21 protein-coding genes are annotated in these 25,072 nt (G+C 73.5%); 9 read left to right on the forward strand and 12 right to left on the reverse strand.

Annotated elements, in window-relative coordinates:
* Positions 1–137 precede the first annotated feature (137 nt).
* Positions 138–1,508 carry a homogentisate 1,2-dioxygenase gene (gene hmgA / locus G407_RS0115465; RefSeq protein WP_029031543.1) on the forward strand — a complete coding sequence of 457 codons (1,371 nt, stop codon included), beginning with the start codon at positions 138–140 and terminating at the stop codon, positions 1,506–1,508.
* Positions 1,509–1,897: 389 nt separating this feature from the next.
* Here the strand turns inward: hmgA and G407_RS0115470 are convergent, their stop codons facing one another.
* Positions 1,898–3,010, reverse strand: coding sequence for a TRAP transporter substrate-binding protein (locus G407_RS0115470; protein ID WP_043539949.1), 1,113 nt, complete (start codon positions 3,008–3,010; stop codon positions 1,898–1,900).
* A 65-nt stretch (positions 3,011–3,075) separates the two neighbouring features.
* Between G407_RS0115470 and G407_RS0115475 the strand changes: the two genes are divergently transcribed.
* The 6 genes from G407_RS0115475 to G407_RS0115500 all read left to right on the forward strand — a co-directional run bounded on the left by G407_RS0115475 (position 3,076) and on the right by G407_RS0115500 (position 9,933).
* Positions 3,076–4,083: a fumarylacetoacetate hydrolase family protein gene (locus G407_RS0115475; RefSeq protein WP_029031545.1), complete on the forward strand. Its 1,008-nt coding sequence runs from the start codon at positions 3,076–3,078 to the stop codon at positions 4,081–4,083.
* A 103-nt stretch (positions 4,084–4,186) separates the two neighbouring features.
* The gene (locus G407_RS0115480) at positions 4,187–5,137 is read left to right on the forward strand and encodes an MBL fold metallo-hydrolase (protein WP_029031546.1); all 951 of its coding nucleotides are present in this window, start codon (positions 4,187–4,189) and stop codon (positions 5,135–5,137) included.
* 186 nt (positions 5,138–5,323) lie between these two features.
* Positions 5,324–6,928 carry an FAD-dependent oxidoreductase gene (locus tag G407_RS0115485; protein WP_029031547.1) on the forward strand — a complete coding sequence of 535 codons (1,605 nt, stop codon included), beginning with the start codon at positions 5,324–5,326 and terminating at the stop codon, positions 6,926–6,928.
* Entirely contained in the window at positions 6,925–7,152 is a 228-nt protein-coding gene (locus G407_RS0115490) for a DUF2783 domain-containing protein (protein ID WP_029031548.1), read from the forward strand. The genes G407_RS0115485 and G407_RS0115490 overlap by 4 nt, the downstream gene beginning before the upstream one ends.
* Positions 7,153–7,283: 131 nt before the next feature.
* Positions 7,284–9,089, forward strand: a complete 1,806-nt coding sequence (locus tag G407_RS0115495; protein ID WP_029031549.1) for an IlvD/Edd family dehydratase — start codon at positions 7,284–7,286, stop codon at positions 9,087–9,089.
* A 232-nt stretch (positions 9,090–9,321) separates the two neighbouring features.
* Positions 9,322–9,933 carry a LysE family translocator gene (locus G407_RS0115500; RefSeq protein WP_029031550.1) on the forward strand — a complete coding sequence of 204 codons (612 nt, stop codon included), beginning with the start codon at positions 9,322–9,324 and terminating at the stop codon, positions 9,931–9,933.
* Positions 9,934–9,952: 19 nt separating this feature from the next.
* Here the strand turns inward: G407_RS0115500 and G407_RS0115505 are convergent, their stop codons facing one another.
* From G407_RS0115505 to G407_RS28020, 4 genes are all read right to left on the reverse strand, one after another.
* Positions 9,953–10,348 (reverse strand): DUF5368 family protein, encoded by a 396-nt coding sequence (locus G407_RS0115505; protein ID WP_029031551.1) that lies wholly within the window; start codon positions 10,346–10,348, stop codon positions 9,953–9,955.
* 13 nt (positions 10,349–10,361) lie between these two features.
* The gene (locus G407_RS0115510) at positions 10,362–11,720 is read right to left on the reverse strand and encodes an NAD(P)/FAD-dependent oxidoreductase (RefSeq protein WP_029031552.1); all 1,359 of its coding nucleotides are present in this window, start codon (positions 11,718–11,720) and stop codon (positions 10,362–10,364) included.
* An 84-nt stretch (positions 11,721–11,804) separates the two neighbouring features.
* Positions 11,805–14,090 (reverse strand): xanthine dehydrogenase family protein molybdopterin-binding subunit, encoded by a 2,286-nt coding sequence (locus G407_RS0115515; protein WP_029031553.1) that lies wholly within the window; start codon positions 14,088–14,090, stop codon positions 11,805–11,807.
* A 56-nt stretch (positions 14,091–14,146) separates the two neighbouring features.
* Positions 14,147–14,548 (reverse strand): rhodanese-like domain-containing protein, encoded by a 402-nt coding sequence (locus G407_RS28020; RefSeq protein WP_084327565.1) that lies wholly within the window; start codon positions 14,546–14,548, stop codon positions 14,147–14,149.
* A gap of 130 nt (positions 14,549–14,678) precedes the next feature.
* On the opposite strand from G407_RS28020, the gene G407_RS0115525 reads away from it, so the two are divergent.
* Entirely contained in the window at positions 14,679–15,782 is a 1,104-nt protein-coding gene (locus tag G407_RS0115525) for a PilZ domain-containing protein (RefSeq protein ID WP_156917606.1), read from the forward strand.
* Positions 15,783–15,852: 70 nt separating this feature from the next.
* Entirely contained in the window at positions 15,853–17,052 is a 1,200-nt protein-coding gene (locus G407_RS0115530) for an MFS transporter (RefSeq protein WP_029031555.1), read from the forward strand.
* A 10-nt stretch (positions 17,053–17,062) separates the two neighbouring features.
* Here the strand turns inward: G407_RS0115530 and G407_RS0115535 are convergent, their stop codons facing one another.
* The 7 genes from G407_RS0115535 to G407_RS28035 all read right to left on the reverse strand — a co-directional run bounded on the left by G407_RS0115535 (position 17,063) and on the right by G407_RS28035 (position 24,897).
* Positions 17,063–17,944, reverse strand: a complete 882-nt coding sequence (locus tag G407_RS0115535) for an alpha/beta fold hydrolase (RefSeq protein WP_029031556.1) — start codon at positions 17,942–17,944, stop codon at positions 17,063–17,065.
* Entirely contained in the window at positions 17,941–18,708 is a 768-nt protein-coding gene (locus G407_RS0115540) for an alpha/beta fold hydrolase (RefSeq protein WP_029031557.1), read from the reverse strand. The genes G407_RS0115535 and G407_RS0115540 overlap by 4 nt, the downstream gene beginning before the upstream one ends.
* Positions 18,709–19,022: 314 nt before the next feature.
* Complete coding sequence (gene ispH / locus G407_RS0115545) at positions 19,023–19,970, reverse strand: 4-hydroxy-3-methylbut-2-enyl diphosphate reductase (protein ID WP_029031558.1); 948 nt, start codon at positions 19,968–19,970, stop codon at positions 19,023–19,025.
* Positions 19,967–21,247: a hydroxysqualene dehydroxylase gene (locus G407_RS28025; RefSeq protein ID WP_052341436.1), complete on the reverse strand. Its 1,281-nt coding sequence runs from the start codon at positions 21,245–21,247 to the stop codon at positions 19,967–19,969. The genes ispH and G407_RS28025 overlap by 4 nt, the downstream gene beginning before the upstream one ends.
* Positions 21,244–22,920 carry a squalene/phytoene synthase family protein gene (locus G407_RS30585; protein WP_052341437.1) on the reverse strand — a complete coding sequence of 559 codons (1,677 nt, stop codon included), beginning with the start codon at positions 22,918–22,920 and terminating at the stop codon, positions 21,244–21,246. Before G407_RS30585 ends, G407_RS28025 begins: the two co-directional genes overlap by 4 nt.
* A 4-nt stretch (positions 22,921–22,924) precedes the next feature.
* Positions 22,925–24,043: a glycosyltransferase family 2 protein gene (locus G407_RS0115560; RefSeq protein ID WP_029031559.1), complete on the reverse strand. Its 1,119-nt coding sequence runs from the start codon at positions 24,041–24,043 to the stop codon at positions 22,925–22,927.
* Complete coding sequence (locus G407_RS28035; protein WP_245259100.1) at positions 24,040–24,897, reverse strand: lysophospholipid acyltransferase family protein; 858 nt, start codon at positions 24,895–24,897, stop codon at positions 24,040–24,042. Before G407_RS28035 ends, G407_RS0115560 begins: the two co-directional genes overlap by 4 nt.
* Positions 24,898–25,072 lie beyond the last annotated feature (175 nt).

The following is a 25,072-nucleotide window of genomic DNA, read 5'->3' on the forward strand; positions in this document are numbered from 1 at the left end:
CACGGCCATCTTGGCAAGGGTGCCGGCCCGATCCTCGCAATCGCGCCGGGCGCGCCCGCGCCGCACGGGGACGAGAGAGCGCCATCGAGACGGCCCGAGGGAGAGCATCCCTCGAGGGAACATCCGCGGAGACATCCATGACCGTCCACCAGACCACCGGCTTCACGAGCCCCGACCTCCAGGGTCGGGAGACCGCGATCAAGCCCGACTACATGTCCGGCTTCGGCAATTCCTTCGAGACCGAGGCGCTGGAGGGCGCGCTGCCCGTCGGCATGAACTCGCCGCAGAAGATCAACTACGGCCTCTACGCCGAGCAGCTCTCGGGCTCGCCCTTCACCGCGCCGCAGGCCACGAACCAGCGCTCCTGGCTCTACCGCATCCGCCCCTCGGTGAAGCACTCCCACCGCTACGCGCGGGTCGACCGGGGCTTCATCCGCACCGGCCCGTGCCGCGAGGACGCCGAGACCGCCATCGGCCAGATGCGCTGGAACCCGGTGGCGATCCCCGACGAGGCGCTGACCTTCGTCGGCGGGCTTCGCACCGTCACCACCGCGGGCGATTCGGACACGCAGGTCGGCATGGCCGCGCACCTCGCCTTCGTGACGCGCTCGATGGAGAACGAGTACTTCTTCAACGCCGACGGCGAGTATCTCGTCGTGGCCCAGGAGGGGCACCTGCGCTTCAAGACCGAGTTCGGCGTGATCGAGTTCGGCCCGGGCGAGATCTGCGTCGTGCCGCGCGGGGTGATCTTCAAGGTCGAGCTCGTGGACGGGCCGGCGCGCGCCTACGTCTGCGAGAACTACGGCGGCCAGTTCACCCTGCCCGACCGTGGGCCGATCGGCGCCAACTGCCTCGCCAACCCGCGCGACTTCCTCACGCCGGTGGCGGCCTACGAGGACGTGGAGGAGGAGAGCTTCCTCTACGTGAAGTGGGGCGGCGACCTGTTCGTGACCAGGATCGAGCAGTCCCCGCTCGACGTGGTCGCCTGGCACGGCAACTACGCGCCCTACAAGTACGACCTGCGCCGCTTCTCCCCGGTGGGCGCGCTGCTGTTCGACCACCCGGATCCGTCGATCTTCACGGTGCTGACCGCGCCCACCGAGACGCCCGGCTCGGCCAACATCGACTTCGTCATCTTCCCCGACCGCTGGATGGTGGCGGAGAACACGTTCCGGCCGCCCTGGTACCACCGCAACCTGATGAGCGAGTTCATGGGGCTCGTCTACGGCGTCTACGACGCCAAGCCCGAGGGTTTCGTCCCCGGCGGCTTCTCGCTCCACAACCAGATGCTGCCTCACGGCCCGGACATGCAGGCCTTCGAGCACGCCTCGAACGTCGATCTCGGGCCGACGAAGCTCGCCGGCACCATGGCCTTCATGTTCGAGACCCGCTTCCCCCAGCGCGTGACGGCCTGGGCCGCGGGGCTTCCCGAGCTGCAGGACTCGTACATCGACTGCTGGCAGGGCCTGAAGAAGCACTTCGACCCGAGCCGCCGCGAGCCGAAGTGAGGCCGAACGTTCGAATGCGCCCGGAAATCGAGCCGGCGGGCGCCACCGCGCCTGCCCTACCGACGAGAGCGCTCGGCGCGAGACGTGTCGTGCGGCGGCGGTGTTCGATCGACCGGTCGCGAGGCTTGGTCCCGTCCTTCCCTGTAGGGGAAGGTGGATCGGCGCGAAGCGCCGAGACGGATGGGGCACGCCGACAGGCGTGTTCGGCGAAGCCGAAACGGGCCGCCCCGGGTGATCCGGACAGGATGCGCGCGCCTCCGTTTCCACTGCGCGGAACGCGCGTCCCGCGCGCCCCATCCGTCTCGGCTTCGCCGAGCCACCTTCCCCTACAGGGAAGGAAAGCAGCCGGCATCGCGGCGGCCTCGAGGACCGCCGCGATGCGGATCGCCTCACCCGCGACCGCGGGTGCGGGCCATGAAGTTGTCGAAGGCGAGCTCGTTGACCGGCCACCACAGCAGCGCGTCGTCGCGGAAGGCGCGGTAGCTGTCCCACGAGCGCTTGAACGCCTCGTTGGCAGCGGCTGTCTCGTCGTAGTAGGCGTTCGCCGCCGAGAGCGCGGCCTCCATGACGTCCTGCGGGAAGTAGCGCAGCTCGGCGCCCTTGGAGACCAGCTCCTTGAGCGCGCCCGGGTTCACCGCGTCGTACTTGGCGAGCATCCAGTTGTTGGCCGCCTCGGAGGCGTGGCGCACAATCGCCTGGTAGTGCGCCGGCAGCGCGTTCCAGGCCTCGAGGTTGAAGGCGGCGTGCAGCATCGCCCCGCCCTCCCAGAAGCCCGGCGCATAATAGTACTTCGCCACCTCGTGGAAGCCGAGCTTGAGGTCGTCGTAAGGGCCGACGAACTCCGTCGCGTCGATCGTGCCGCGCTCCAGCGCGGAGTAGATGTCGCCCGGCGCGATCTGCTGGGGCACCACGCCGAGCCGCGCCATCACCTGGCCGCCGAGCCCGCCGATGCGGAACTTGAGGCCCTCGAGGTCGGCGAGCGAGTTGATCTCCTTGCGGAAGAAGCCGCCCATCTGCGCGCCCGAGTTGCCGCAGGCGAGCGAGATCGCGTTCATCGGCGCGAGCACCTCGTTGATCAGCCCCTCGCCGCCGCCGAAGTGCCACCACGAGTGCTGCTGGCGGGCGTTGAGGCCGAAGGGCACGCCGGTGGCGAAGCCGAGCGCCGGCTCGCGGCCGAAGTAGAAGTACAGCGGCGTGTGGCCGGCCTCGATCGTGCCGTTCGAGACCGCGTCGAGCACCTGCAGCCCGCCGACGATGTCGCCCGGCTTGAAGGTCTGGATGGTGAAATTCCCGTCGGTCGCTTCCGAGACGTAGCGCGCGAACGTCTCCATCGTGCCATAGATGGTGTCGAGCGAGTTCGGGAAGCTCGACTGCATGCGCCAGGTCACCGTCGGCTGGGACTGCGCGATCGCCGGGGCGGCGATCGTGGTCGCGGCGGCGGCGACGCCGGCGCCGAGCCCGGCGGTCTTCAGGAACGCTCTTCTGTCGGGATTGGTGGTCATGGGCGGGTCCTTCTCCGGTCGTTTCCCCTGATGGTCAGACAAGCACGAAAGGTGCGCGCTACGCCATGAAATTAGCCTCTCTCAAGCACGGCCGCGACGGCCGCCTCGTGGTCGTCTCGCGCGACCTGACGCACGCCACGGACGCCTTCCCGGTCGTCGCCACGCTCCAGGCCGCGCTCGACGACTGGGAGCGCGTCGGGCCGCGCCTCGAGGACCTCGCCGAGAGCCTCGAGCACGGGGCCGTCCCCTCCTTCCGCTTCCACGAGCACGACTGCGCCTCCCCCCTGCCCCGCGCCTACCAGTGGGCGGACGGATCGGCCTACGTGAATCACGTCGAGCTGGTGCGCAAGGCGCGCGGGGCCGAGATGCCGGAGAGCTTCTGGACCGACCCGCTGATGTACCAGGGCGGCTCGGACGCCTTCCTCGGCCCGCGCGAGCCGATCCGCATGGCCGACGAGGCCTTCGGCATCGACTTCGAGGCGGAGATCGCCGTCGTCGTCGGCGACGTGCCGATGGGCGCGACGCCGGAGGAGGCGGCCCGCGCCATCCGGCTCGTGATGCTCGTCAACGACGTCTCCCTGCGCAACCTCGTCCCCGGCGAGCTGGCCAAGGGCTTCGGCTTCTTCCAGGCCAAGCCCTCCTCCGCCTTCTCCCCGGCGGCGCTCACGCCCGACGAGCTGGGCGAGGCGTGGGACGGGGGCAAGCTGCGGCTGCCGCTGCTCAGCTTCGTCAACGGCAAGCCCTTCGGGAAGCCGAACGCTGGCGTCGACATGACCTTCGACTTCCCCCGCCTGATCGCGCATGCCGCGCGCACGCGGCCCCTGTCGGCGGGCGCGATCATCGGCTCCGGCACGGTCTCGAACAAGGACGAGGGCGGCGGCCCCGGCCGGCCCGTCGCCGACGGCGGTCTCGGCTATTCCTGCATCGCCGAGATCCGCACGGTGGAGACGATCGCGTCGGGCGAGGCGCGCACGCCGTTCCTGAAGTTCGGCGACAGCGTACGCATCGAGATGAAGGACGAGGCCGGCCACTCGCTGTTCGGCGCGATCGAGCAGGTGGTGGAGAAGAGCTGAGCTCTCGTTGCCTGGCAGTGGCGGTGCATCGGCGCCGCAGGCGGCGAAACGGATGGGGCGCGGCGAAGGCCGCGCTCCGGAAAGCGGAAATCTGGAGCGAGACATGTCGAAGAGCTTCGCCTCGACGGGCGACACGACGGAGAAGCAGGTCACCTTCTCCGAGATCGGGCCGGACCTCTACGCCTACACGGCGCAGGGCGACCCCAACTCCGGCATCATCGTCGGCGACGATTGCTGCATGGTGATCGACGCCCAGGCGACGCCGGCGATGGCGCAGGACGTCATCGCCCGCGTGCGGACGGTCACGGACAAGCCGATCCGCTACGTCCTGCTGACGCACTACCACGCAGTGCGCGTGCTGGGCGCCTCCGCCTACGATGCCCAGGGCATCATCGCCTCCGACCTCACCATGGCGCTCATCCAGGAGCGCGGGCAGCAGGATTGGGAAAGCGAGCTCGGCCGCTTCCCGCGCCTCTTCCGCGGCGCCGAGTCGATTCCCGGCCTCACCTGGCCCAACCTCGTCTTCGACACCGAGATGAGCGTCTTCCTGGGCAAGCGCGAGGTGAAGCTCTACCACCTCGGCGCGGGCCATACGGCGGGCGACGTGGTGGCCTGGGTGCCGGACGCGGAGGTCATGTTCTCCGGCGACCTCGTCGAGTATCACTCCGCCTGCTATTGCGGCGACGCCCACCTGCGCGAGTGGCCCGAGACGCTGAACGGCATCCGCAACGCCGACCCCAAGGCCCTCGTGCCCGGCCGCGGCGACGCGCTCGGCGACCGCGCCACCGTGCGCGAGGCGATCGCCATGACCCGCGACTTCGTGCAGACGCTCTACACCCAGGCGGAGCTGTCGGTGGCCAGGGGCCGCAGCCTGAAGGAGACCTACGACGCGACGCGCTCCGTGATGGACCCGCGCTTCGGCTCCTTCGCCATCTACGAGCATTGCCAGCCCTTCAACGTCGCCCGCGCCTACGACGAGGCCTCGGGCGTCGACCATCCCACGATCTGGACCGCCGAGCGCGACCGCGAGATGTGGGCCGCGCTTCAGGGGTGATCCGGGTCAGCCCGTCCCGGCAGGGGACGGTGGATCGGCGCCTCGGGCGACGAGACGGACGGGGCGCGGCGAAAGCCGCGCCCCGCGCATGCGGCAACGGACGGCGGCTCCGCGGATGGGCCCGCCCCGAGCCGCGTCGCGGCATGCCCGCCCCACGAGGCGGGAGAGAGGTCGGAGCATGGTGCAATGAACGCCCGCAAGTCCCTCTACCAATTCGCCTACCGCCGCTCGCCGGACCAGGACGGCGCCGTCGCGCGCCGTCCCGTCGTGGTGATCGGCGCCGGCCCCGTCGGTCTCGCCGGCGCGATCGACCTCGCCCAGCGCGGCATACCCGTCGTCCTCCTCGACGACGCGGACCGGATCGGCGAAGGCTCGCGGGGCCTGTGCTACGCCAAGCGCACGCTGGAGATCCTGGACCGGCTGGGCGTCGGGCGCGCCTGCGTCGAGAAGGGCGTCGGCTGGAAGCTCGGGCGCGTCTTCCAGGGCGAGGACGCGCTCTACGCCTTCGACCTCCTGCCCGAGACCGGCCACGCCATGCCGGCCTTCGTGAACCTGCAGCAATACTACCTCGAGCACTTCCTGGTGCAGCGCGCGAGCGAGCTCGAGACCCTGGAGATCCGCTGGCGCAACGAGGTGACCGGCATCTCGCACCTCCCCGACGGCGTCGCGCTGACCATCGACACGCCGGACGGCCCCTACACGCTCCAGGCCGATTGGGTCGTCGCCGCGGACGGCGCACGCTCCCCGACCCGCGCCATGCTCGGCCTCGACTTCGTCGGCGAGGCCTTCGAGGAGCGCTTCCTCATCGCGGACGTGCGCATGTCGGAGGCCTTCCCCACGGAGCGCTGGTTCTGGTTCGACCCGCCCTTCCACGCCGGGCGCTCCGCGCTCCTGCACAAGCAGCCCGACGGGATCTGGCGCATCGATCTGGGCCTCGGGGCGGACGCGGACGCAGCCCACGAGCAGAAGCCGGAGGTGGTCGGCCCGCGCATCGCGCGGATGCTCGGCCACGAGGACTTCGCGCTCGAGTGGGTCTCCGTCTACACCTTCCAGTGCCGGCGGCTGGAGCGCTTCGTGCACGGGCGGATCGTCTTCGCGGGCGACGCGGCCCACCAGGTCTCGCCCTTCGGCGCGCGCGGCGCCAATTCCGGCGTCCAGGACGCGGAGAACCTCGCCTGGAAGCTCGCGCGGGTGATCCGGGGCGAGGCGCCCGCGGCGCTGATCGACACCTACGACGTCGAGCGGGTCGCTGCGGCGGACGAGAACATCGGCCATTCCACCCGCGCGACCGATTTCATCGCGCCCCGCTCGGCGCAGGAGATGCGCTTTCGCGACGCCGCGCTGGCGCTCGCGCGCACGTGCGACTTCGCCAAGCGGATGGTGAACTCGGGCCGGCTGTCGACCCCGACAACCTATCGCGACACCCCGCTCTCGACGCCGGACGCGGAGCCCTGGGCCGGCTCCGCACGCCTCGGCGCACCGCTTCCCGACGCGCCGATGGAGCGCGCGGACGGCACGCCCGCCTGGCTCCTCGCCGAGATCGCCGGGGACGCGGTCGAGATCGTCATGCCCGACGGCGCCGACCACGGCCCGCCGCCGGACGGGGTGCGCCGGATCGTGATCGGCAAGGACCTGATCGACATCGAGGGGCGCTTCCGCGAGCGCTTCGACGCGGTGCCGGGCGCGACCTGGCTCGTGCGCCCGGACCAGCACCTCGCCGCGCGCTTCCGCCACGGGGATCCGCAGCGCATCGCCGCCGCCGCGCGCCGCATGCTGGGAGACGTCGCATGACCGAGAGACGAGACGCGCCGGCCCCCGCCGGCCTCGACACGACGAGCCGCCTTCCCGACCCGGACCGCGCCTACCGCGCCCTGATCGACGCCCATCGTGGCCTCACCGACGAGGAGAGCGCCGCCCTCGACACCCGCCTCGTGCTGATCCTGGCCAACCAGATCGGCGACGAGACCGTGCTGGAAGAGGCGATCGCGCTGGCCAAGGGGCTGTCCGACGGCTGACGCCGGCGCCCCGCCGTGGAGGCTCGTCGGGGCGGCGAGCCGCCCTCCCCGTCGACACGCGCCGCGAGCCGCGTATGATCCTGCGCGAAACGCCGCGAAACGGCGACCACGAACGACGACGAGGACACGCCATGCCCGCGCGCCGCCGCATCTCTTCCGCCGAGCTGCGCTCTCGCCTGTGGTTCGACAACCCGGACAATCCCGGCATGACGGCGCTCTACCTCGAGCGCTACCTCAACTACGGCCTCACCGGCGAGGAGCTGCGCTCGGGCCGGCCGATCATCGGCATCGCGCAGACGGGCTCCGACCTCGCGCCCTGCAACCGGCACCACATGGAGCTGGCCAAGCGCGTGCGCGACGGCATCACGGCGGCGGGCGGGCTCGCGCTCGAGTTCCCCTGCCACCCGATCCAGGAGACCGGCAAGCGCCCCACCGCCGCGCTCGACCGCAACCTCGCCTACCTCTCCCTCGTCGAGGTGCTCTACGGCTACCCGCTCGACGGCGTCGTGCTGCTGACCGGCTGCGACAAGACCACGCCCGCCTGCCTGATGGCGGCGGCGACCGTCGACATACCGGCGATCGCGCTCAACGTCGGCCCGATGCTCAACGGCTGGATGGACGGCAGCCGCACCGGCTCCGGCACGGTCGTCTGGGCCGCGCGCGAGCGGCACGCGGCGGGGGACATCGACTTCCAGCAGTTCATGGACATCGTCGGCTCGTCCGCGCCCTCGAACGGCCACTGCAACACGATGGGCACGGCGTCGACCATGAACGCGCTCGCCGAGGCGCTCGGCATGTCGCTGCCCGGCCAGGCGGCGATCCCCGCGCCCTATCGCGAGCGCGGGCAGATGTCCTACCTCACCGGCAAGCGCATCGTGGAGATGGTCTGGGAGGACTTGAAGCCCTCCGACATCCTCACCCGGGAGGCCTTCGAGAACGCCATCGTCGCCTGCTCTGCCGTCGGCGGCTCCACCAACGCGCCGATCCACATCAACGCCATCGCGCGGCACGTCGGCGTGCCGCTCGATTGCGACGACTGGGAGCGTGTCGGCTTCGAGATCCCGCTCCTCGTCGACATGCAGCCCGCGGGCCGCTTCCTCGGCGAGGAATACTTCCGCGCCGGCGGCCTGCCCGCGGTGATGGCCGAGCTGATCGAGGCCGGCAAGATCCACGAGGACGCGCTCACCGCCAACGGCGCCACGATGGGCGAGAACTGCCGCGGCAAGCACTCCTGGGATCGCGAGGTGATCCGCCCCTACGGCGCGCCGATGCGCGAGAAGGCGGGCTTCCTGCACCTGAAGGGCACGCTGTTCGATTCGGCCATCATGAAGACGAGCGTGATCTCGGACGATTTCGCGAAGCGCTACCTCGAGAACCCGGACGACCCGCTGGCCTTCGAGGGGCGCGCCGTGGTGTTCGACGGGCCGGAGGACTACCACGCCCGCATCGACGACCCGGCGCTCGGCATCGACGAGGACACGATCCTGATCATGCGCGGGGCGGGGCCGATCGGCTACCCGGGCGCCGCCGAGGTGGTGAACATGCAGCCGCCGGGCGCGCTCATCAAGCGCGGCATCCGCGCCCTGCCCTGCATCGGCGACGGCCGCCAGTCCGGCACCTCCGCCTCGCCCTCGATCCTCAACGCCTCGCCGGAGGCCGCCGCCGGCGGTGGGCTCGCGCTGCTCGAGACCGGCGACCGCGTCCGCATCGACCTGAACAAGCGCTCGGCCGACATCCTGCTCCCCGCCGACGAGCTCGAACGCCGCCGGGAGGCGCTCGCCGCCAGGGGCGGCTTCCCGCATCCCGCGAGCCAGACGCCCTGGCAGGAGATCCAGCGCGGCATGGTCGACCAGCTCTCGGACGGCATGGTGCTGAAGCCCGCGCCGAAGTACCAGCGGATCGCGACCACCTTCGGCGTGCCGCGGGACAACCATTGAGGCCTCGACACCGCCGCTCGGGGCGGTCGGCGCCCGCAGGGCGACGGGTGGGGGCGAACGGTGGCGGCCGACACTCCGGGTGCGCGCCGGGTGCCGATGCCGGCTTTCTCCTTCCCTGTAGCGGAAGGAGAAGGACCGGCGCGCCCGTCGAGCAGCGTATAGGGAGGCGCCGCGGTTGCGGCCGCCTCTCCGCCGTGATCTCCTGTCGCCACGCTAGCGCAGGAGCCCGTCCGTGAGCCTCGAATACCTTCTCACCTCGCTGATCGTCATCCTCCTGCCCGGCACGGGCGTGCTCTACACGCTGGCCTACGGGCTCGGGCGGGGCTGGCGGGCGAGCGTGCTCGCGGCGGTCGGCTGCACGCTCGGCATCGTGCCGCACATCGCGGCGAGCGTCGTCGGGCTGGCGGCGCTGCTGCACACGAGCGCGCTCGCCTTCCAGGTGGTGAAGTATCTCGGCGTCGCCTACCTCCTCTGGATGGCCTGGACGATGCTGCGCGAGGGCGGGGCGCTCGACGTCACCGAGAACAAGGCGCCCACCCCGCCGATGCGGATCGTGACCAGCGGCTTCCTGATCAACATCCTCAACCCGAAGCTGTCGCTGTTCTTCCTGGCCTTCCTGCCGCAGTTCGTCCCCGCGACCGCGCCGGCGCCGACCCTGACGATGCTCGGGCTCGCCCTCGTCTTCATGGGGCTGACCTTCGTCGTCTTCGTCGGCTACGGCGCCTTCGCGGCGGCGACGCGGGCCTACGTGATCTCGAGGCCCGCGGTGGTGACCTGGCTCAAGCGCGGCTTCGCCGGCGCCTTCGGGCTGCTCGGCCTGCGGCTGGCGCTGGCCGAGCGCTGAGGCGCCGGGTCCCGCCGCCTCAGCGCGAGGGGCGCGGGGTGCCGGCGGTGAGCCGCGCCCGGCGGCGCTCGCCCGGCAGGCCGAAGAGTGCCGCGAGGATCGGCCAGGCGACGAGGAAGCCGCCCGCGAACGCGCCCGCCGCGATCAGCGCCATGGCCACCAGGTCGATCGACGCGACCAGGTGCCGGTGGCCGGCATCCGTGAGCCACGGCGCCAGCGCCACGCCGGCGAGCGCGGCGAGGACGCCCAGAGCGAGCGCGCCCCTGCGCGGCGCGCCGCGGAACGGCGCGCGCGCCAGGACGAGGAAGCCGTAGAGCGCGACCAGGGCGGCGAGCGCGAGCAGGCCCACCCAGAGCCAGGTCCCGAAGGTCTCCTGCGCGATGGCGAGGAGGGTGTGTGGAGAAAAGTCCTTCATCGGTCGTCCTCCCTCAGGCGAGCCCGCGCAACATGGCGTGGTAGGTCGGCATCAGCGCCTTCTCCTCGATCACCCAGGCGACCCAGCTCTCCTCGAGCGGATCGATGAAGGGGAAGGACGGCGTCAGGTTGTTGTCGTAGTCGAACTCCACCAGCATCGCCGTGCCGACCCGCGTCACCAGCGGGCAGGACGTGTAGCCGTTGTACGAGGCCGCGAGCTCGCGCTCCTCCAGCCACGAGACGATATTCTCGCAGGCGACCGGCGTCTGCCACTTCACGCTGGCCGCAGTCTTGCCCTTCGGGACGCCCGCGACGTCGCCGATGGCGAAGACGTTCGGGTAGCGGGTGTGCTGCATCGTGTGCTTGTGCACCTCGACCCAGCCGTCCGCGGCGAACGCTCCCTCCTGCCAGGAGAGCCCGCTCTCGCGCACCGGGCGCGGGGCGCGCATCGGCGGCACCACGTGGATGAAGTCGTAGTCGGCCTCGACGAGGCCGTCCGGCGTGCGGTAGGTGGCGCGCTTGCGGCCGGGCTCGATCGCCGCGAGCACGTGCGAGGGGCGCCAGGAGACGTCGCGCCCGGCGAAGATGTGCTCGACCTTGGCCGCCACCGGCGGCACGGCGAAGAGCCCCTGGTTGTGGGCGAAGTAGGTCAGGTTCGCCCGCCCGCGGGTGCCGGCGCCGCGCAGGCGGTCGTCGGTGAGGAGCGCGTACTTGAGCGGCGCGCCGGCGCACTTCATCTCGGTCGCCGGGCGGCCGAAATGGCCCTCCCCGCCGGTCTCGACGAAGGCCTGCATCGCCTGCCAGGAGGCGCCCGCCGCCTCCGGTCCCGCGTAGATCGAGGCGATGCCGTCGCGGCCGATCAGGTCGCGGCTCATGCCGTCGATCGCGTCGTAGGCGAGCTCCAGCCCGGTGGCGACGACGAGAACGTCGTAGGCGACGGCCTCGCCGGTGGTCGCGACCACACGGCGGGCCTCCGGGTCGATCTCGGCGACGTCGGCCTTGATCCAGGAGACGCGCTCGGGGAGGAAGCGGGCGTTGCGGTCGACGGTGCGGCCCGGCGCCCAGACGCCGGCGCCCACCAGCGTGAAGCCCGGCTGGAACCAGTGCGCCTCGCGCGCATCGAGGATCGTGATCGTGCCGTTCGGCAGCAGCGCGGAGAGACGCGCCGCGGCGGTGAGCCCGGCGGCGCCGGCGCCGGCGATCACGACCCGGACGTTGCGGTTCGAGACCCGCGCGGCCCGCGCGGGGGAGACCGCGAGCGGCAGGGCGCCGATCGCGGCGGCGCCGGCGAGCGCCTTGAGCGCGCCGCGTCGGCTGAGGCTGGACGGGCCGGCGGCGGCGCCCCGGTCCCTGATCGTCTCGGCATCCCTCATGACGTCCCTCGGACTTATTGTCTAGAACATGCTAATATTCGCATGTTCTAATCCCGTGGAACAGTCGGGATGTTCCGGATGCGCTCAGGCCCCGCGGATCGCGGCGAACACCGCCTGCGGCGTCGCCGGCATGTCGAGATGGGCGATGCCGCAGGAACGATGGAGCGCGTCGACGACGGCGTTCATCGTGGCGGGCGCGGCGCCGATCGTCCCCGCCTCGCCGGCGCCCTTGATGCCGAGCACGTTGGTGGCGCAGGGCACGTTGCGGGTCTCGAAGACGAAGCTCGGCACGTCCGCCGCGCGCGGCAGCTGGTAGTCCATCAGCGAGGCCGTCACGAGCTGGCCGCCCGCGTCGTAGACGACCCGCTCGTGCAGCGCCTGCCCGATGCCCTGCACGACGCCGCCGTGCACCTGGCCGACGAGGAGGAGTGGGTTGAGCGTCACCCCGAAATCGTCGACGACGACGTAGCCGACGATTGCCACCATCCCGGTGTCCGGGTCGATCTCGACCTCGCAGACGTGCGTGCCGTTGGGATAGGTCGCCGCGGGCGGCTTCCAGGCGTGCGAGGCGGAGATCGGCGCGCCCGCCCGCGCGGCGAGCTCGGCGAAGCCGATCGCGCGGTCCGTGCCGGCGACGCGCACGGCGCCCTCGGCGATCTCGAGATCGGCGGCGGCCGCCTCGAGCGCGTCGGAGGCGAGCGCCGTCAACCGGGTCGCCACCTGCTCGGACGCGCCGGCGACGGCCGCGCCGCCGATCGGGATCGAGCGTGAGCCGCCGGTGCCGCCGCCCGTGGCGATCTCGTCGGTGTCGCCCTGGTGGACGCGGATGCGCTCGAGCGGCAGGTCGAGATGCTGCGAGACGAGCTGGGCGTAGGCGGTCGCGTGCCCCTGCCCGCTCGACTGCGTGCCGATCGTGACGACCGCGCTGCCGTCGGGCTCGATGCGCACGGTGGCCTCCTCCGGCCCTCCGCCGGCGCAGGCCTCGATGTAGCTCGCCATGCCGATGCCGCGGATCCGCCCGCGGGCGCGGGCGTCCGAGGCGCGCGCCTCGAAGCCGTCCCACCCCGCCAGCTCCATGGCGCGGCGCATGTGCCCCTCGAACTCGCCGCTGTCGTAGGTGCGTCCGGTCGCGGTGCGGTAGGGCATCTGCTCCGGGCGGACGACGTTCTTCGCGCGCAGCGCGTCGGGGCTCGCGCCGATCTCGCGGGCCACGTGGTCGACGAGGCGCTCGATGACGTAGGCCGCCTCCGGCCGCCCGGCGCCGCGATAGGCGTCCACGGGAAGCGTGTTGGTGTACCAGCCGCGGATGCGCGCGTGCACCGCCGGGATGTCGTAGACGCCCGGCGTCATGGTGGCGCCGCCCGTCGGGATGAAGGGCGCGAACTGGGAGAGGTAGGCGCCGAGATCCGCGTCGATCGTCACCCGCATGGCGAGGAACCGACCCTCCTCGTCGAGCGCCATCTCGGCATGGGTGCGGTTGTCGCGGCCCTGGGCGTCCCCCAGGAAGTGCTCCGTGCGGTCCGCCGCCCACTTCACCGGTGACCCGAGCTGCTCGGCGGCGAGCGCGCACAGCGGGTACTCGCGGAAGACGAACATCTTCGTGCCGAAGCCGCCGCCGACGTCGGGCGTCACCACCCGCAGCGTCCCCGGCTCGCGGTCGAGTATGCCTGCGACGATGTCGCGCACGCTGTGGCTGCCCTGCGAGCCGAGCGTCAGCGTGATCCGGCCGGTGTCCCGGTCGATCTCCGCGAGGCAGGCACGGGGCTCGACGTAGTTCGTCACGAGCCGGTTGTTGACGAGCGACAGCGAGACGACCCGCGCGGCCGCGGCGAAGGCGGCGCTCGTCGCATCCGGGTCGCCCACGCTCGAATCGAACGCGAGGTTCGTGCCGACCTCGGGCCAGACCAGCGGCGCGCCGTCGGCCTCGGCGGCGGCGATGCCGACCACGGGGTCGAGCGGCTCGTAGGTGGCCGGAAACGCGTCCGCCGCCTCGCGCGCCTGCGCGAGCGTCTCCGCGACGACCATGCCGACGACGTCGCCGACGTGGCGGACCGAATCGGACGCGATCACGGGATAGGGCGGCGTCGCCATGCGCGTGCCGTCGGAATTGCGGGCGGGCGCGAGGCAGGGCAGCGGCTTCAGGCCCGCGACGTCCGATGCCGCGAGGACGAGGCGCACGCCCGGCATCGCGCGGATCTCCGCGAGATCGCCGACGCGCAGCGTCGCGTGCGCGTGCGGGCTGCGCACCACGACGGCGTGGAGCACGCCCTCGGGCGCGAGATCGTCGGTGTAGGTTCCCGCTCCGGTGACGAACCGGACGTCCTCGACGCGACGCGCCGCCTGGCCGACGCCGAATTTCATGGGGCGCATCGCGGTCCTCCTGCTCGATCCCGGATGTCGAGAGGGTGGCGCCGCAGCGCGCCGTGTCAACCGGCGTCGTGCCCGGAACGCTCCGCGGCGGCATGGGCATCCGCGCCCGAGGCCGCCGGCGCGTCCTCGCCACGCGCCACGGGCTCCCCGCCGAGGATCCAGTCCTCGATTCCGCCCTGGTAGTTAGCGACGTCGGAGACGCCCTCGGCCAGCGCCGCGTGCGCGGCGTGCTGGGAGCGCACGCCCGCCGAGCAGGTGAAGACGAGGCGCCGGCCGTCGCGCGGCAGGCGGGCGGGCTCGAAGGCGTCGAGGGGATGGGAGACGGAGCCCGGGATGTGCCCGCGCGCGAAGGCCTCCGGCTCGCGCACGTCCACGAGGAGAATGTCGCCGGCGGCGAGGCCGCGCTTGACGTCCTCGCGGGTCAGGGCCTCGGCGTCTCCGGTCTCGAAGGTCAGCATGTCACGTCACTCCCGTCTGCCGTGCATCGGAGATGCAATGCGCGGCTTGCACATTTGGTCGCGATCGATTCAGGTTTCCGGAACCGCCGCGGGCTTATGCTGACAACGCGAAACCACCCAAGTGCGCACCATGCTCGATTTTCAGGTCCGACGCCGCTTCGCCCTGATGCGCCGCTCCTTCGCGACGCTGGGGTTCTCCGGCGACGCCGCCGGGGCGGCGCGGTCGTCCGACCTCGTCTTCGACGACAGCGGCGTCACGCCCTCGCTGCTGGAGCAGGCGAACGCCGTCGACTGGCGCTGCGACGAGGGCGATGCCGCCGACGGCGTCTCCACGCCGACGCGCGAGGCGGTCTTCCGGCTCGCCTATGCGATCCGGCGCGAGGCCGACACGCTCGACGAGCTCGCGCCGCGCGCCCGCACGGCGGCGCGGCGGCTCTCGCGCGAGGAGGCCGACATCGCCGAGGCCCTCGGCGGGCTCGACCCGCAGGACCTGCGCCCCGCGCTCGATCTGGCCACGCCGCCGGTTGCGAGCCTGGTCGGCGAGGTGGCGGCGACGGCGCTGTCGGTCTCCCTCGCCGCGGTGCGCGCGGGGGCCTCGGCCCGCGGCTTCGCCGAGGCGTCCCGACGCGTGGCGGATCTCGCGGCGCTGCTCGATGGCGCCTGGGCCGGCATCGAGGGGCTCGTCGCCGCGATCGAGGAGCGCTCGGCGGACACCGCCGCGCTGGCCGCCGACCTCCGCCGTCGCGGGGCCGGGCTCGCCGCCGGGCAGCCGGAAACGGGGCCGCGGGACGTCGCCGCGCTGCGCCGCCTCGCCCGCGAGACCGAGGCGGTGGCGAGCCGTATCGCCGAGACGGCGGAGGATCTCGCCCGCGCCGTGCGCGCGCTCTCCGACGGCCTCCTTGCGCTCGTGCGGCGCCAGCCCGAGGGAGAGCGCCGCGCCACGGCGCGCGTGTCGGTGGACCTGCCCTGCGAGGTGCGCGTGGCGACGGGCGTCGTTCGCGGGCGCGTGCGCGACCTCTCGATCACGGGCGCGCTCGTCGCGCTCGAGGAGCCGGTGGTGCTGGCCCCCGGGCAGCCGCTCTCCTTCCGCCTGCCCGACGTGGCGCCGCTCGTGGGCTCCGTCGTCGAGGTGGACGACGCGAGCCTGCGCCTGACCTTCGACCTGCGCCACGGCGCCAACGCCGGCGCCGCACCGGCGCTGGAGCGGCTCGTGCGCCTCGCGGACGATCGCTGAGCGCGCCTTCCAAATCACCTCGCGATCCCGTAGGGAGGAGCCGTCGTCTCATCGAAAGGCGCGTGCGTCCTTGCCCTCCCCCGCCCGCGCCGCTCCGCGCGCGCTCCTCGTCGTCGTCGCCTATCTCGGGTTCGTCTCGCTCGCCCTGCCGGACGTCGCCCACGGCGTCTCCTGGCCGTTCGTGCGCGAGGCGTTCGCGCTGCCGCAGAGCGGGCTGGGGCTGATCATGGCGGGGACGGCGGCGGGGTTCTTCGTCTCCTCCTTCTTCGCGGGGCGGCTGCTCGAGGCCTTCGGCGTCGGGCGCCTGCTCGCCGGCTCGACGGGCCTCGTCGCGGCCGCGCTCGTGGGCATCGCGGTCGCCCCGAGCTTCCCCGTCTTCCTCGCCGCCGCGCCTCTGGTCGGGCTCGGCTCGGGCGCGATCGATTCCGGCCTCAACGCCTATGCGGCGGCGCGCTTCTCCGCCCGCCACATGACCTGGCTCCACGCCGCCTTCGGCTTCGGCGCCGCCTGCGGGCCCTTCCTGATGACGGGCGCACTCGTGGTCGGCGGCTCCTGGCGGCTCGGCTACAGCACGATCGCGCTCATCATGGTCGCGATGGCGCTCGTCTTCCTGTCCACCCGGGGGCTCTGGCGCGCCGATGCCGGCCGCCCGATCGCGGCGGGCGACGGCCCGTCCGGCGAGAGCGCCGCGCCGGCGCGGCCGACGACCCGCGCCGCCCTCGCCCACCCGGTCGTGCGCCTGCAGATCGCGATGTTCTGCATCTACGTCGGCGTCGAGTACGGCGCGGGGCTGTGGATCTTCACCGTGCTCAGCGAGGGGCGCGGCCTGTCGGTCGAGCTCGCCGGCACCATGGCCGGGCTGTTCTGGGGCGGGCTGTTCGTCGGGCGCGTCGGCTTCGGGCTCGTCGCCGATCGGCTCGGCGAGGATCGCTCCGTGCGGCTCGGCCTCGCGGGCATGGCGCTCGGCGCCGGCGCCTTCGCGCTCGCGCCGACGCCGATCGGCCTCGCCGGCATCGTGCTGCTCGGCCTCGCCTGCGCCCCCGTCTACCCGATGCTGATGTCGCGCACGCCCGCACGGCTCGGCGAGGCGCTCGCGGCGCACGCGATCGGCTTCCAGGTCTCGGCGGCGATGCTCGGCGGCGTGATCTTCCCCGCGCTCGGCGGCCTCCTCGCCGACGCGATCGGCCTCGACGCGGTGCCCTTCATGGTCCTCGCCTCGGTCCTCGCGCTCGTCGCCCTCAACGTCGCGCTCGAGCGCCGCACCGCCTGAGCGCCCCCCGTCAGTCGAGCCGCCGGCGCAGGAAGCTCACCACCGCCTCGGCGAAGGCGTCGTTGGCGTCCCCCGCCACCATGTGGCGCGCCTCGGCGACGTCGACGAACTCCGCGTCCGGCGCCATCGCCAGGAAGTCCCGCGCCGCCTCGGGCGTCACCAGCTCGCTCGAGCCGCCACGCACGAGGAGCGTCGGCACTGCGAGTATGGCCGTGGCGTGATGGAGCCGCGCCTCCGCCCGCTCCCAGTCGGCGTTGACGGAGCGCGGGCCGTCGAGGAAGTCCGGGTCCCAGTGCCAGCGCAGCCGGCCGTCGGGCGAGGCCCGCAGGTTCTTGCGCAGGCCGTCGAGCGAGCGCGGCCGCGGGCGGTGCGGCAGGTAGGCCGCCACCGCGTCCGCCGCCGCCTCAAGCGAGACGAAGCCCTCGCGGGCGTTGGCGCGCATGAAGCCCTGGATCTTGTCGACGCCGCGGGGGTCCATCCGCGGGACGATGTCGACGAGGGCGAGCCCGCGGAACGGTGCCGGCGCGCCCTCCGGCGTCTCGCCGAGCGCGAGCAGCGAGGCGATGCCGCCGAGCGAGGCGCCGATCGCCACGGGCGCGATGCCCTCACCTTCGCCCTCGCCGGCGAGCGCGCGGCCGACGGCGGCGGCATCCGCGGCGAAGTCGAGGAAGGAATACGCTCCGCCCGGCGCGCGGTCGCTGTCGCCGTGGCCGCGCTGGTCGAGGCACACCGCCCGCCAGCCCTCGGCCGCGAGGCGCCGCGCGGTCCCCTCCCAGGCGTGACGGGTCTGGCCGCCGCCGTGCAGCAGCAGCGCCGTGCGGGGTCCCTCGCCCCGGATGTCGGCGACGAGGCGGTTGCCGGCGGCGCCGGTGAAGCTGCGCGTCGCGGTCACGGCCGCTCCTCCAGGAAGGCCAGGACGCCGGCCTTGTGCACCTTGTCGCCGACCGCGAGGTTGTGGTCGCGCCCGGGTATGTCGAGCGCCCGCGCACCGGGGATCAGCGCGGCGAGCGCCGGCCCCGAGCCGGCGACGTCGTCCTTCGTGCCCACCGACACCAGCACCGGCATCGACAGCGAGGCGACCTCCTCGCGCGAGAGCGTCTGGCGCGAGCCGCGGATGCAGGCCGCGAGCGCGGCGAGGTCGCTGCCGGTCTGCTCGGCGAAGGCGCGGAACATGCGCTGCATCGGGTCGGAGAGAGCGTCGAGCGAGGGCGCCTCCATGGCGTCGGCGATGCCGAGCGGCAGGCCCACGCCCTCGACGAGGTGGATGCCGAGGCCGCCGAGAAGCGCCGCGCGCACGCGCCCGGGGGCCATCAGCGCCAGGTGCGCCGTGATCCGCGCGCCCATCGAGTAGCCCATCACGTCCGCCCGCGCGAGGCCGAGATGGTCCATCAGCGCCAGCACGTCGCCCGCCATGACCTGCGAGCCGTAGGCCTGCGGCTCGTAGAGCTTGGCACTCTTGCCGTGGCCGCGATTGTCGAGGGCGATCACCCGGCGCCCGGCATGGGCGAGGGTCTTCGTCCACATCGTGTTGACCCAGTTGACCGCGTGGTTCGAGGCGAAGCCGTGCACGAGCACGATCGGCTCCCCGCGATCGTCGCCCGTGGGCGCGAGGTCGATATAGGCGATGTCGACGCCGTTCGAGGTGAAATGCTGCATGGGACCGGGTGGCGTGTTGGCGGGGCGCGCAGACTAGTGCGGATTTCAGCCGAAGGGAATCGAATGCCGCGCGCATCGGCGCCGCTATCGACCTCGATGCGCGCCACGCACGCCCCCGCCGCCGGACCCCGCCCCTGATCCGCTACGCGGATCGTCCCCGCCCCGACGGGGCGGGAGCGGGTGGCGGCTCCTCGCTCCTCCCCCATCGGGGGAGGTGGATCGGCGCCGAAGGCGACGAGACGGAGGGGGGTGCGCCGAAGGCGCGCTTCGGCGAAGCCGAAACCGCACGCTCGGAGCAGCGGGACCTCTCCTCGTCACCGCCCCGCCAGCGCCCCGAGATCCACCGGCGCGAAGCGCGTCGTCTCCACCGTGGTGGTGACCTCCTCCACCAGGACCTCGCGCCAGCCGCGCAGCCGCTCCAGCGTCTCGCGCACGAGCACTTCCGGCGCGGAGGCGCCCGCCGTCAGGCCGATCACGGAGACCTCGGCGACGAAGCGCTCGTCGAGCTCGGTGGCGTCGGCGATCATCAGGGCCGGGCGCCCGAGCACCGTGGCGAGCTCCTTGAGCCGGGTGGCGTTCGACGAGTTCGGCGCGCCGCACACGACGATCCGCTGCGCCCGCTCGGCGAGGACCCGCAACGCCGCCTGGCGGTTCTGGGTGGCGTAGCAGATCGTCTTCACGTCGGGGCCGACGATCGCCGGGAAGCGGGAGCACAGCACCGCGATGATCTCGCGGGTGTCATCGACCGACAGCGTGGTCTGGGTGACGTAGGCGAGGCGCTGCGGGTCCTCGGGCTCCAGCGCCGCCGCCTCCGCGACGCTGCCGACGACGTGGACGGTGCCGTCGATCCGCCCGAGGATGCCTTCGACCTCGGCGTGGCCGACATGCCCGATGACGACGAGCGCGCGTCCCTCCGCCGCGTGCCGGCGGCCCTCCAGGTGGACGCGCCGCACCAGCGGGCAGGTCGCGTCGATCACGTCGAGCCCGCGCTCGGCCGCCCGCCGCTCGACGGCGCGCGAGACGCCGTGGGCGGAGAAGATCGTCACCGCGCCGTCGGGGATCTGGTCCACCTCGTCGACGAAGACGACGCCCTTGGCGGCGAGCTCGGAGACGACGCGGCCGTTGTGCACGATCTCGTGGCGGACGTAGACGGCGCGATCCGTCGCCGCGCGCGCCGCCTCGACCGCCCCGATCGCGCGCTCGACCCCGGCGCAGAAGCCGCGCGGGGCGGCGAGCAGCACGGTCAGCGGCGGGCGCGTCATGGTGCGCTCCGCGCCGGGCGCACGAGCGGCGCCCCGGCCGCCCGCGGCGGCGGGGCGGCGAGGAGGTCGCGCGCGGCATCCTCGCCGGAGATCACGGCGGCCTCGATCGTCGCCGGCAGGCGCGAGAGCCAGTCGCCCGCGAGGCGCAGGTTGACGCAGGGCGCGCGCGGCCGCGGGCCGTCGGGGCCTGCGGCCTGGCGTATCGTCGCCCGCTTCTCCTTGACCACGCGCTGCTCCACGGGCTCGCCGACGGGTACGCCCGCCGCGCGCAACGCGGGGGCGACCTCCTCCCAGATACGCGCGGCCAGCGCCCGCGGATCGCTCCCCACCGCCGCCGCGGCGGCGGAGACCGTCACCGAGACGTGGTCGGGCCGGGCGAGCGCCCAATGCGCCAGCGCGTGGCGCAGGCCGACGAAGCGCGGCCGCGCCGGCCCGGCGACGCGGTAATGCGCGTTGACGATCGGCTCGTAGGCGTCGGGCACCGGCAGCGCCGGGAGCAGGCGCGCGATCTCGGCGGGCGGGAGGGCGAGAACGACCCCGTCGCCCGGCCCGATCGCCACCGTGCGATCCGCCATGACGAGCCCGACGACGCGATCCTCCCGCACCTCGAGCGCACGCAGCCGGGACCCCAGCGCGATCCGCCCGCCGGCGCGGGCGAGCGCCTCCAGCGCGGGCGCCACGAGGTCCGGCCCGAGCCCGCGCTCGGCGACCCAGAGGCGCGCACCGCCCGGGCGGACCACCTTGCGCAGCGCCCGCCCCAGACGGCGGGCGGAGGCGATCTCGACGGGCGTGTTCAGCACCGCCACCGTGAGCGGCTCGACGAAGCTCTCGAGCAGCGCCCGCCCGGCGAAGAGATCGCCGATGGCTCGGTCCGGCAGCGGCAGGGCGAGGCGCGCGAGGCGCGGCAGGTCGGCGAGGCCGAGCCCGTCCGGCCGCAGGCGCGGGCGCAGCCAGGCGAGCGGGTGGAGCCCGACGTGCCCGAGCCGGCCGGTGGCGGCATCGTAGACCGGCAGGCCCGCGGGCTCCGGCTCGATCCAGCGGGAGCGCGCGCCGATGCGCTCGAGCAGGGCGAGCGCGCGCGGGTTGGCGCCGAGCAGGGCATGGGTGCCGTTGTCGTGCCCGAAGCCGTCCGCGGGCGAGATCGTGCGGCAGCGCCCGCCGGCCTGCGGCGCGGCCTCGTGGAGATGCACCTCGGCCCCGGCCCGGGCCGCGTGGAGGGCGGCCGCGAGCCCGGCGACGCCCGCGCCGACGACGTGCAGGCGGCCGCCCGCGCTCATCGGGCGCCGCCGGGCAAGCGCATCGCGCGCAGGACGAGGCGCGCCTTCTCCGGCTTCGTCAGCCGCAGGCGCGGCCCTCGCGGATGCGCGAAGCCGCGGGCGCCGAGCTTGGCGAAGAGAAGGCGGTAGCCCTCCATCATCACGATCGCGGGCCTGAGCGCCCGCCGGTCGAGCGCGGCGAGCATCCGGTCGGCCTGCGCGAACCCGGCCCGCGCCTCCTCGGCGAGCGCCGCGCAGGCCTCGGCGAAGCGCGGATGCGCCACCATCTCCGGCGCGTCGCCGTCGGCGATGCCGAGCGCGGCCAGCCGGTCGAGGGGGACGTAGACGCGGTCGATGGCGGCGTCCTCGTCGACGTCGCGCAGCACGTTGACGACCTGGAGCGTGCGCCCGAGGACGAGGGCGAAGTCGTGCGCCCCCGGCGCGCCGAAGATGCGCACCGAGAGCACGCCCACCGCGCCCGCGACGCGGCGGCAGTAGAGGTCGAAGGCGGCGGCGTCGGGGATGCGCACGCGCTTGCAGGCGTCGCTCTCCATGCCGTCGAGGAGCGCGTGGAACTCGTCCCGCGGCAGGTCGCAGGCCTTCATCGCCCGGGCGAGCTCGCGGCCGATCGGGCCCGTCGGCGCGGCGGGAAGCGCGTCGATCTCGCGGCGCCAGGCGTCGAGGAAGGCGCGCTTCTCGGGCAGCGGGGCGGCGCCGTCGGCGATGTCGTCGATGACGCGGCAGAAGGCGTAGAGCGCGTAGTTGGCGCGGCGCCGCTCGGTGGCCTGCGCCGCCATGCCGAGCTTGAAGGACGAGCCCGAGACGGCGACGATCTCCTTCACCACCCGCGGATCGCTCGACCCGTGCCGCCGCGCCAGCGCCCCGGGAAGGCCGGTGACGGCGGCGGCGACGTCCCGCTTGCCGAGCGCGATGCGCGTCGCGACCGGATCCCCTGCCCGCAGCTTCGCGGCGAGCCGGCGCGCCAGCGCGAGGGTGAGCGCGCTCTCGGCGGCGAGCCGCCGCGAGCGCACGCGCTCGGGCAGGCTCGCCGCGCGGGCGAGGAGGTCGTCGACCCGGTCGAGCGCCGCGTCGAGGATCGGCCGTCGGCCGGACGAATTCGCCGGTGCGAAGAAGGCCGCCTCGCCGCCGGCCTCCTCCATCCAGGGCCCGGGCAGGTAGACGCGGTCGAGCGCCGCGCGGTCCTTCTCCAGGTCCTGGAGGTGGTTGAGGATCTGCAGCGCGCTGCACAGCGCGTCCGCCGGCGCCTGCGCCGCCGCGTCCTCGCCGTGGAGCCGCAGCAGGAAGCGCCCGACCGGGTCCGCCGACCGCCGGCAATAGGCGAGAAGCTCCGCCCAGTCGCCGTAGCGGCTCTTCACCGCATCCTGCCGGAAGGCGTCGAGCAGCGCGAGCGCCTCCTCGACGCCGGCGCCGAAGCGCCGGTCGGCGGCGTGCAGCGCCGCCGCCACGGGTTCCGCCGGATCGCCCGCGCGCAGCGCCCGCTCCATCCCCGCGAGCCGGGCGAGCTTCTCCTGCGGCGCGGCGGCGGGATCATCGGCGACGTCGTCGGCGGCGCGCGCGAAGCGATAGAAGGCGAGCACCGGCGCGCGCAGGGGGCGCGCGATCAGCCGCGAGGCGACGGGGAAGTTCTCGTCGCGATGGGTCTTCGTGGGGGCGGGCGCGGCGGCGATGCTCATGCGCTCATTGTGCCGGATAGACGCGCCCCTTCCAACCGCCCGCACGGCCGCGGCCGAGCTTCAGGAGCGACGCCCATTGGATGGCGAGGCCCACCGAGACGGTGGCCGGGTGCAGCGGCACGGTCCACCAGCTCTCGCGCGTCGCGCGCGTGATCGCCGCGCGCATGCCCAGCGAGAGGACGAGCGCCCCGAGCGCCGGCGCGAGCGGGCCGATTCCGAGGAGCGCGAGGAGCACCAGGAGCGGCGGCAGCACGTGGCCGAAGCCGAGCAGCGCCGTCCAGACCGGCAGCTGCCCCCACGACGCCATGCCCTCGTGCGCGTTCTTGATGAAGCCGGCCCAGGCCGGCCGGAAGCCGTCGTACATGCGGCAGGCGGCGAGCTCGGCGCCGAGAACGACGTCCGTCATGCGGCCGTGGTCGCGCAGGCGCCGGGCGAGCTGGATGCCGTCGTGCAGGAGGTGGCGAATCGATTCATGGCCGCCGATCGCGTCGTAGGCCTCGCGCGGGAACAGCATCGTCTGCCCGCACGCCGCGCCGAGCCCCCGGTCGGGGCGCGTGCGCATCATCGGCACGGGCAGGTAGCCGAGCATCAGGAAGTTGATCATCGGGACGGTGAGGAGCTCGCCCCAGGTCTTCATGACCTGCCGCGGCACGGCGCTGACGAGGCCGAGCCCCTTCTCCTGCTGGTGCGCCACGAGCGAGGCGGCGGCGCGCGGGGCGAGGCGCACGTCGGCGTCGACGAAGAGGAGATGCGTGCCCGACGCCGCGTCCGCGAGCCGCTGGCAGGCGTGGACCTTGCCGGTCCAGCCGGCGGGCAGCGGCGGGGCGCGCTCGAGCCGCACGCGATCGTCCCGCGCGGCGAGCGCCGCCACGATCTCGGCGGTGCGATCGGTCGAGCCGTCGTCCATGACGACGACCTCGACGGCGACGCCCTCGCTCGCGAGCGCGCTCTCGACGCAGGCGGCGATGTTCGCCTCCTCGTCGCGGGCGGGGATCAGCACGGAGACGCGCGTTCCCTCCCCGGCCGCGCGGAAGGCGGGCGTGCGCATGGCGCCCAGGTTCACGGCGGCGAGCAGCGCACCCAGAGCTGCGAAGGCGAGGGCGAGGATGGCGATCACCGTCACGGTCGGTCGTCTCCGGGATGAGGCCGGCGCCCGTGCGCGGCCTCGTAGCGCTCGCCCTTCATCGCCGCGAGCGCGCGCTTCCAGGCCCCGTAGACGCCCCCCACCCCGGCCGCGCCGGAAAGGACGGTCTCGAACCGGGCCGGGTCGCGGGTCGCGACGTCCGCCGACAGGCGGTCGAGCACGCCGGTCAGCCGCTCCTCCAGATGGGTGCGCCGCGCCTCCCGGTCCAGGGCGAGGAGATCCGCGCCGCGCTCGGGCTCGCCGAAGGCCAGGAACGCCTCCGCGCCGCGCTGCTCCCAGAACTGGTACTCCATCGCGAGCGGCACGAAGAGCGCATGCGGCGCGATCTCGGCAAGCCGCGCGACGCCCGGCCGCAGCCCGATCGGGCGCGTGCGCACGTCCATGAAACGCCCCTGCGCCGCGAGCCAGATCGCCGCGTCGTCCCGCGTCAGGATGTCGGCGGAGGCGGCGAGGAAGTCCGCGGCACCCTTCGGGCTCTCGAGGTCGATGCCGTAGGCGCCGATGCGCTTCATGAAGCCGTAGGCCTGGAGCATCTCGGCGTCGATGGGGGCGTAGGACTGGCGGTCGGGGAAGAAGGTGTCCCCGGCCAGGATGTAGGTCGCCGCGTCCCACCAGGCGGGGTGGTTCGTATACAGCACGAGCGGCGCGGCCTCGCCGGCGAAGCCGGGGACGCCCCATGGGGGAATCCACAGCGCGTTCATGTGCTTCTTGAAGTAGCGCTTGAAGTAGAAGGTGAAGAATCCGAGCCGGCGCGGATCGCGCAGGGTGGTGGGCCGCTCGGCCTCGGGCAGCCGCGCGGCGAGGCGGCGCGCCTTGGCGCGGGGGTCAATCATGCGCCCCCTCCTCCCCCATCGGGGGAGATGGATCGGCGGCGAAGCCGACGAGACGGAGGGGGGGCGCCGCAGGCGCGCTTCGGTGGAGCCGAAATCGGACGCGTCGAGCCGGGGGACCCCGCCCCTGATCCGCTCCGCGGATCGTCCCCGCCCCGACGGGGCGGGAGCGGCGCGG

Source organism: Salinarimonas rosea DSM 21201 (assembly GCF_000429045.1).
Classification (GTDB): Bacteria; Pseudomonadota; Alphaproteobacteria; order Rhizobiales; family Beijerinckiaceae; genus Salinarimonas; species Salinarimonas rosea.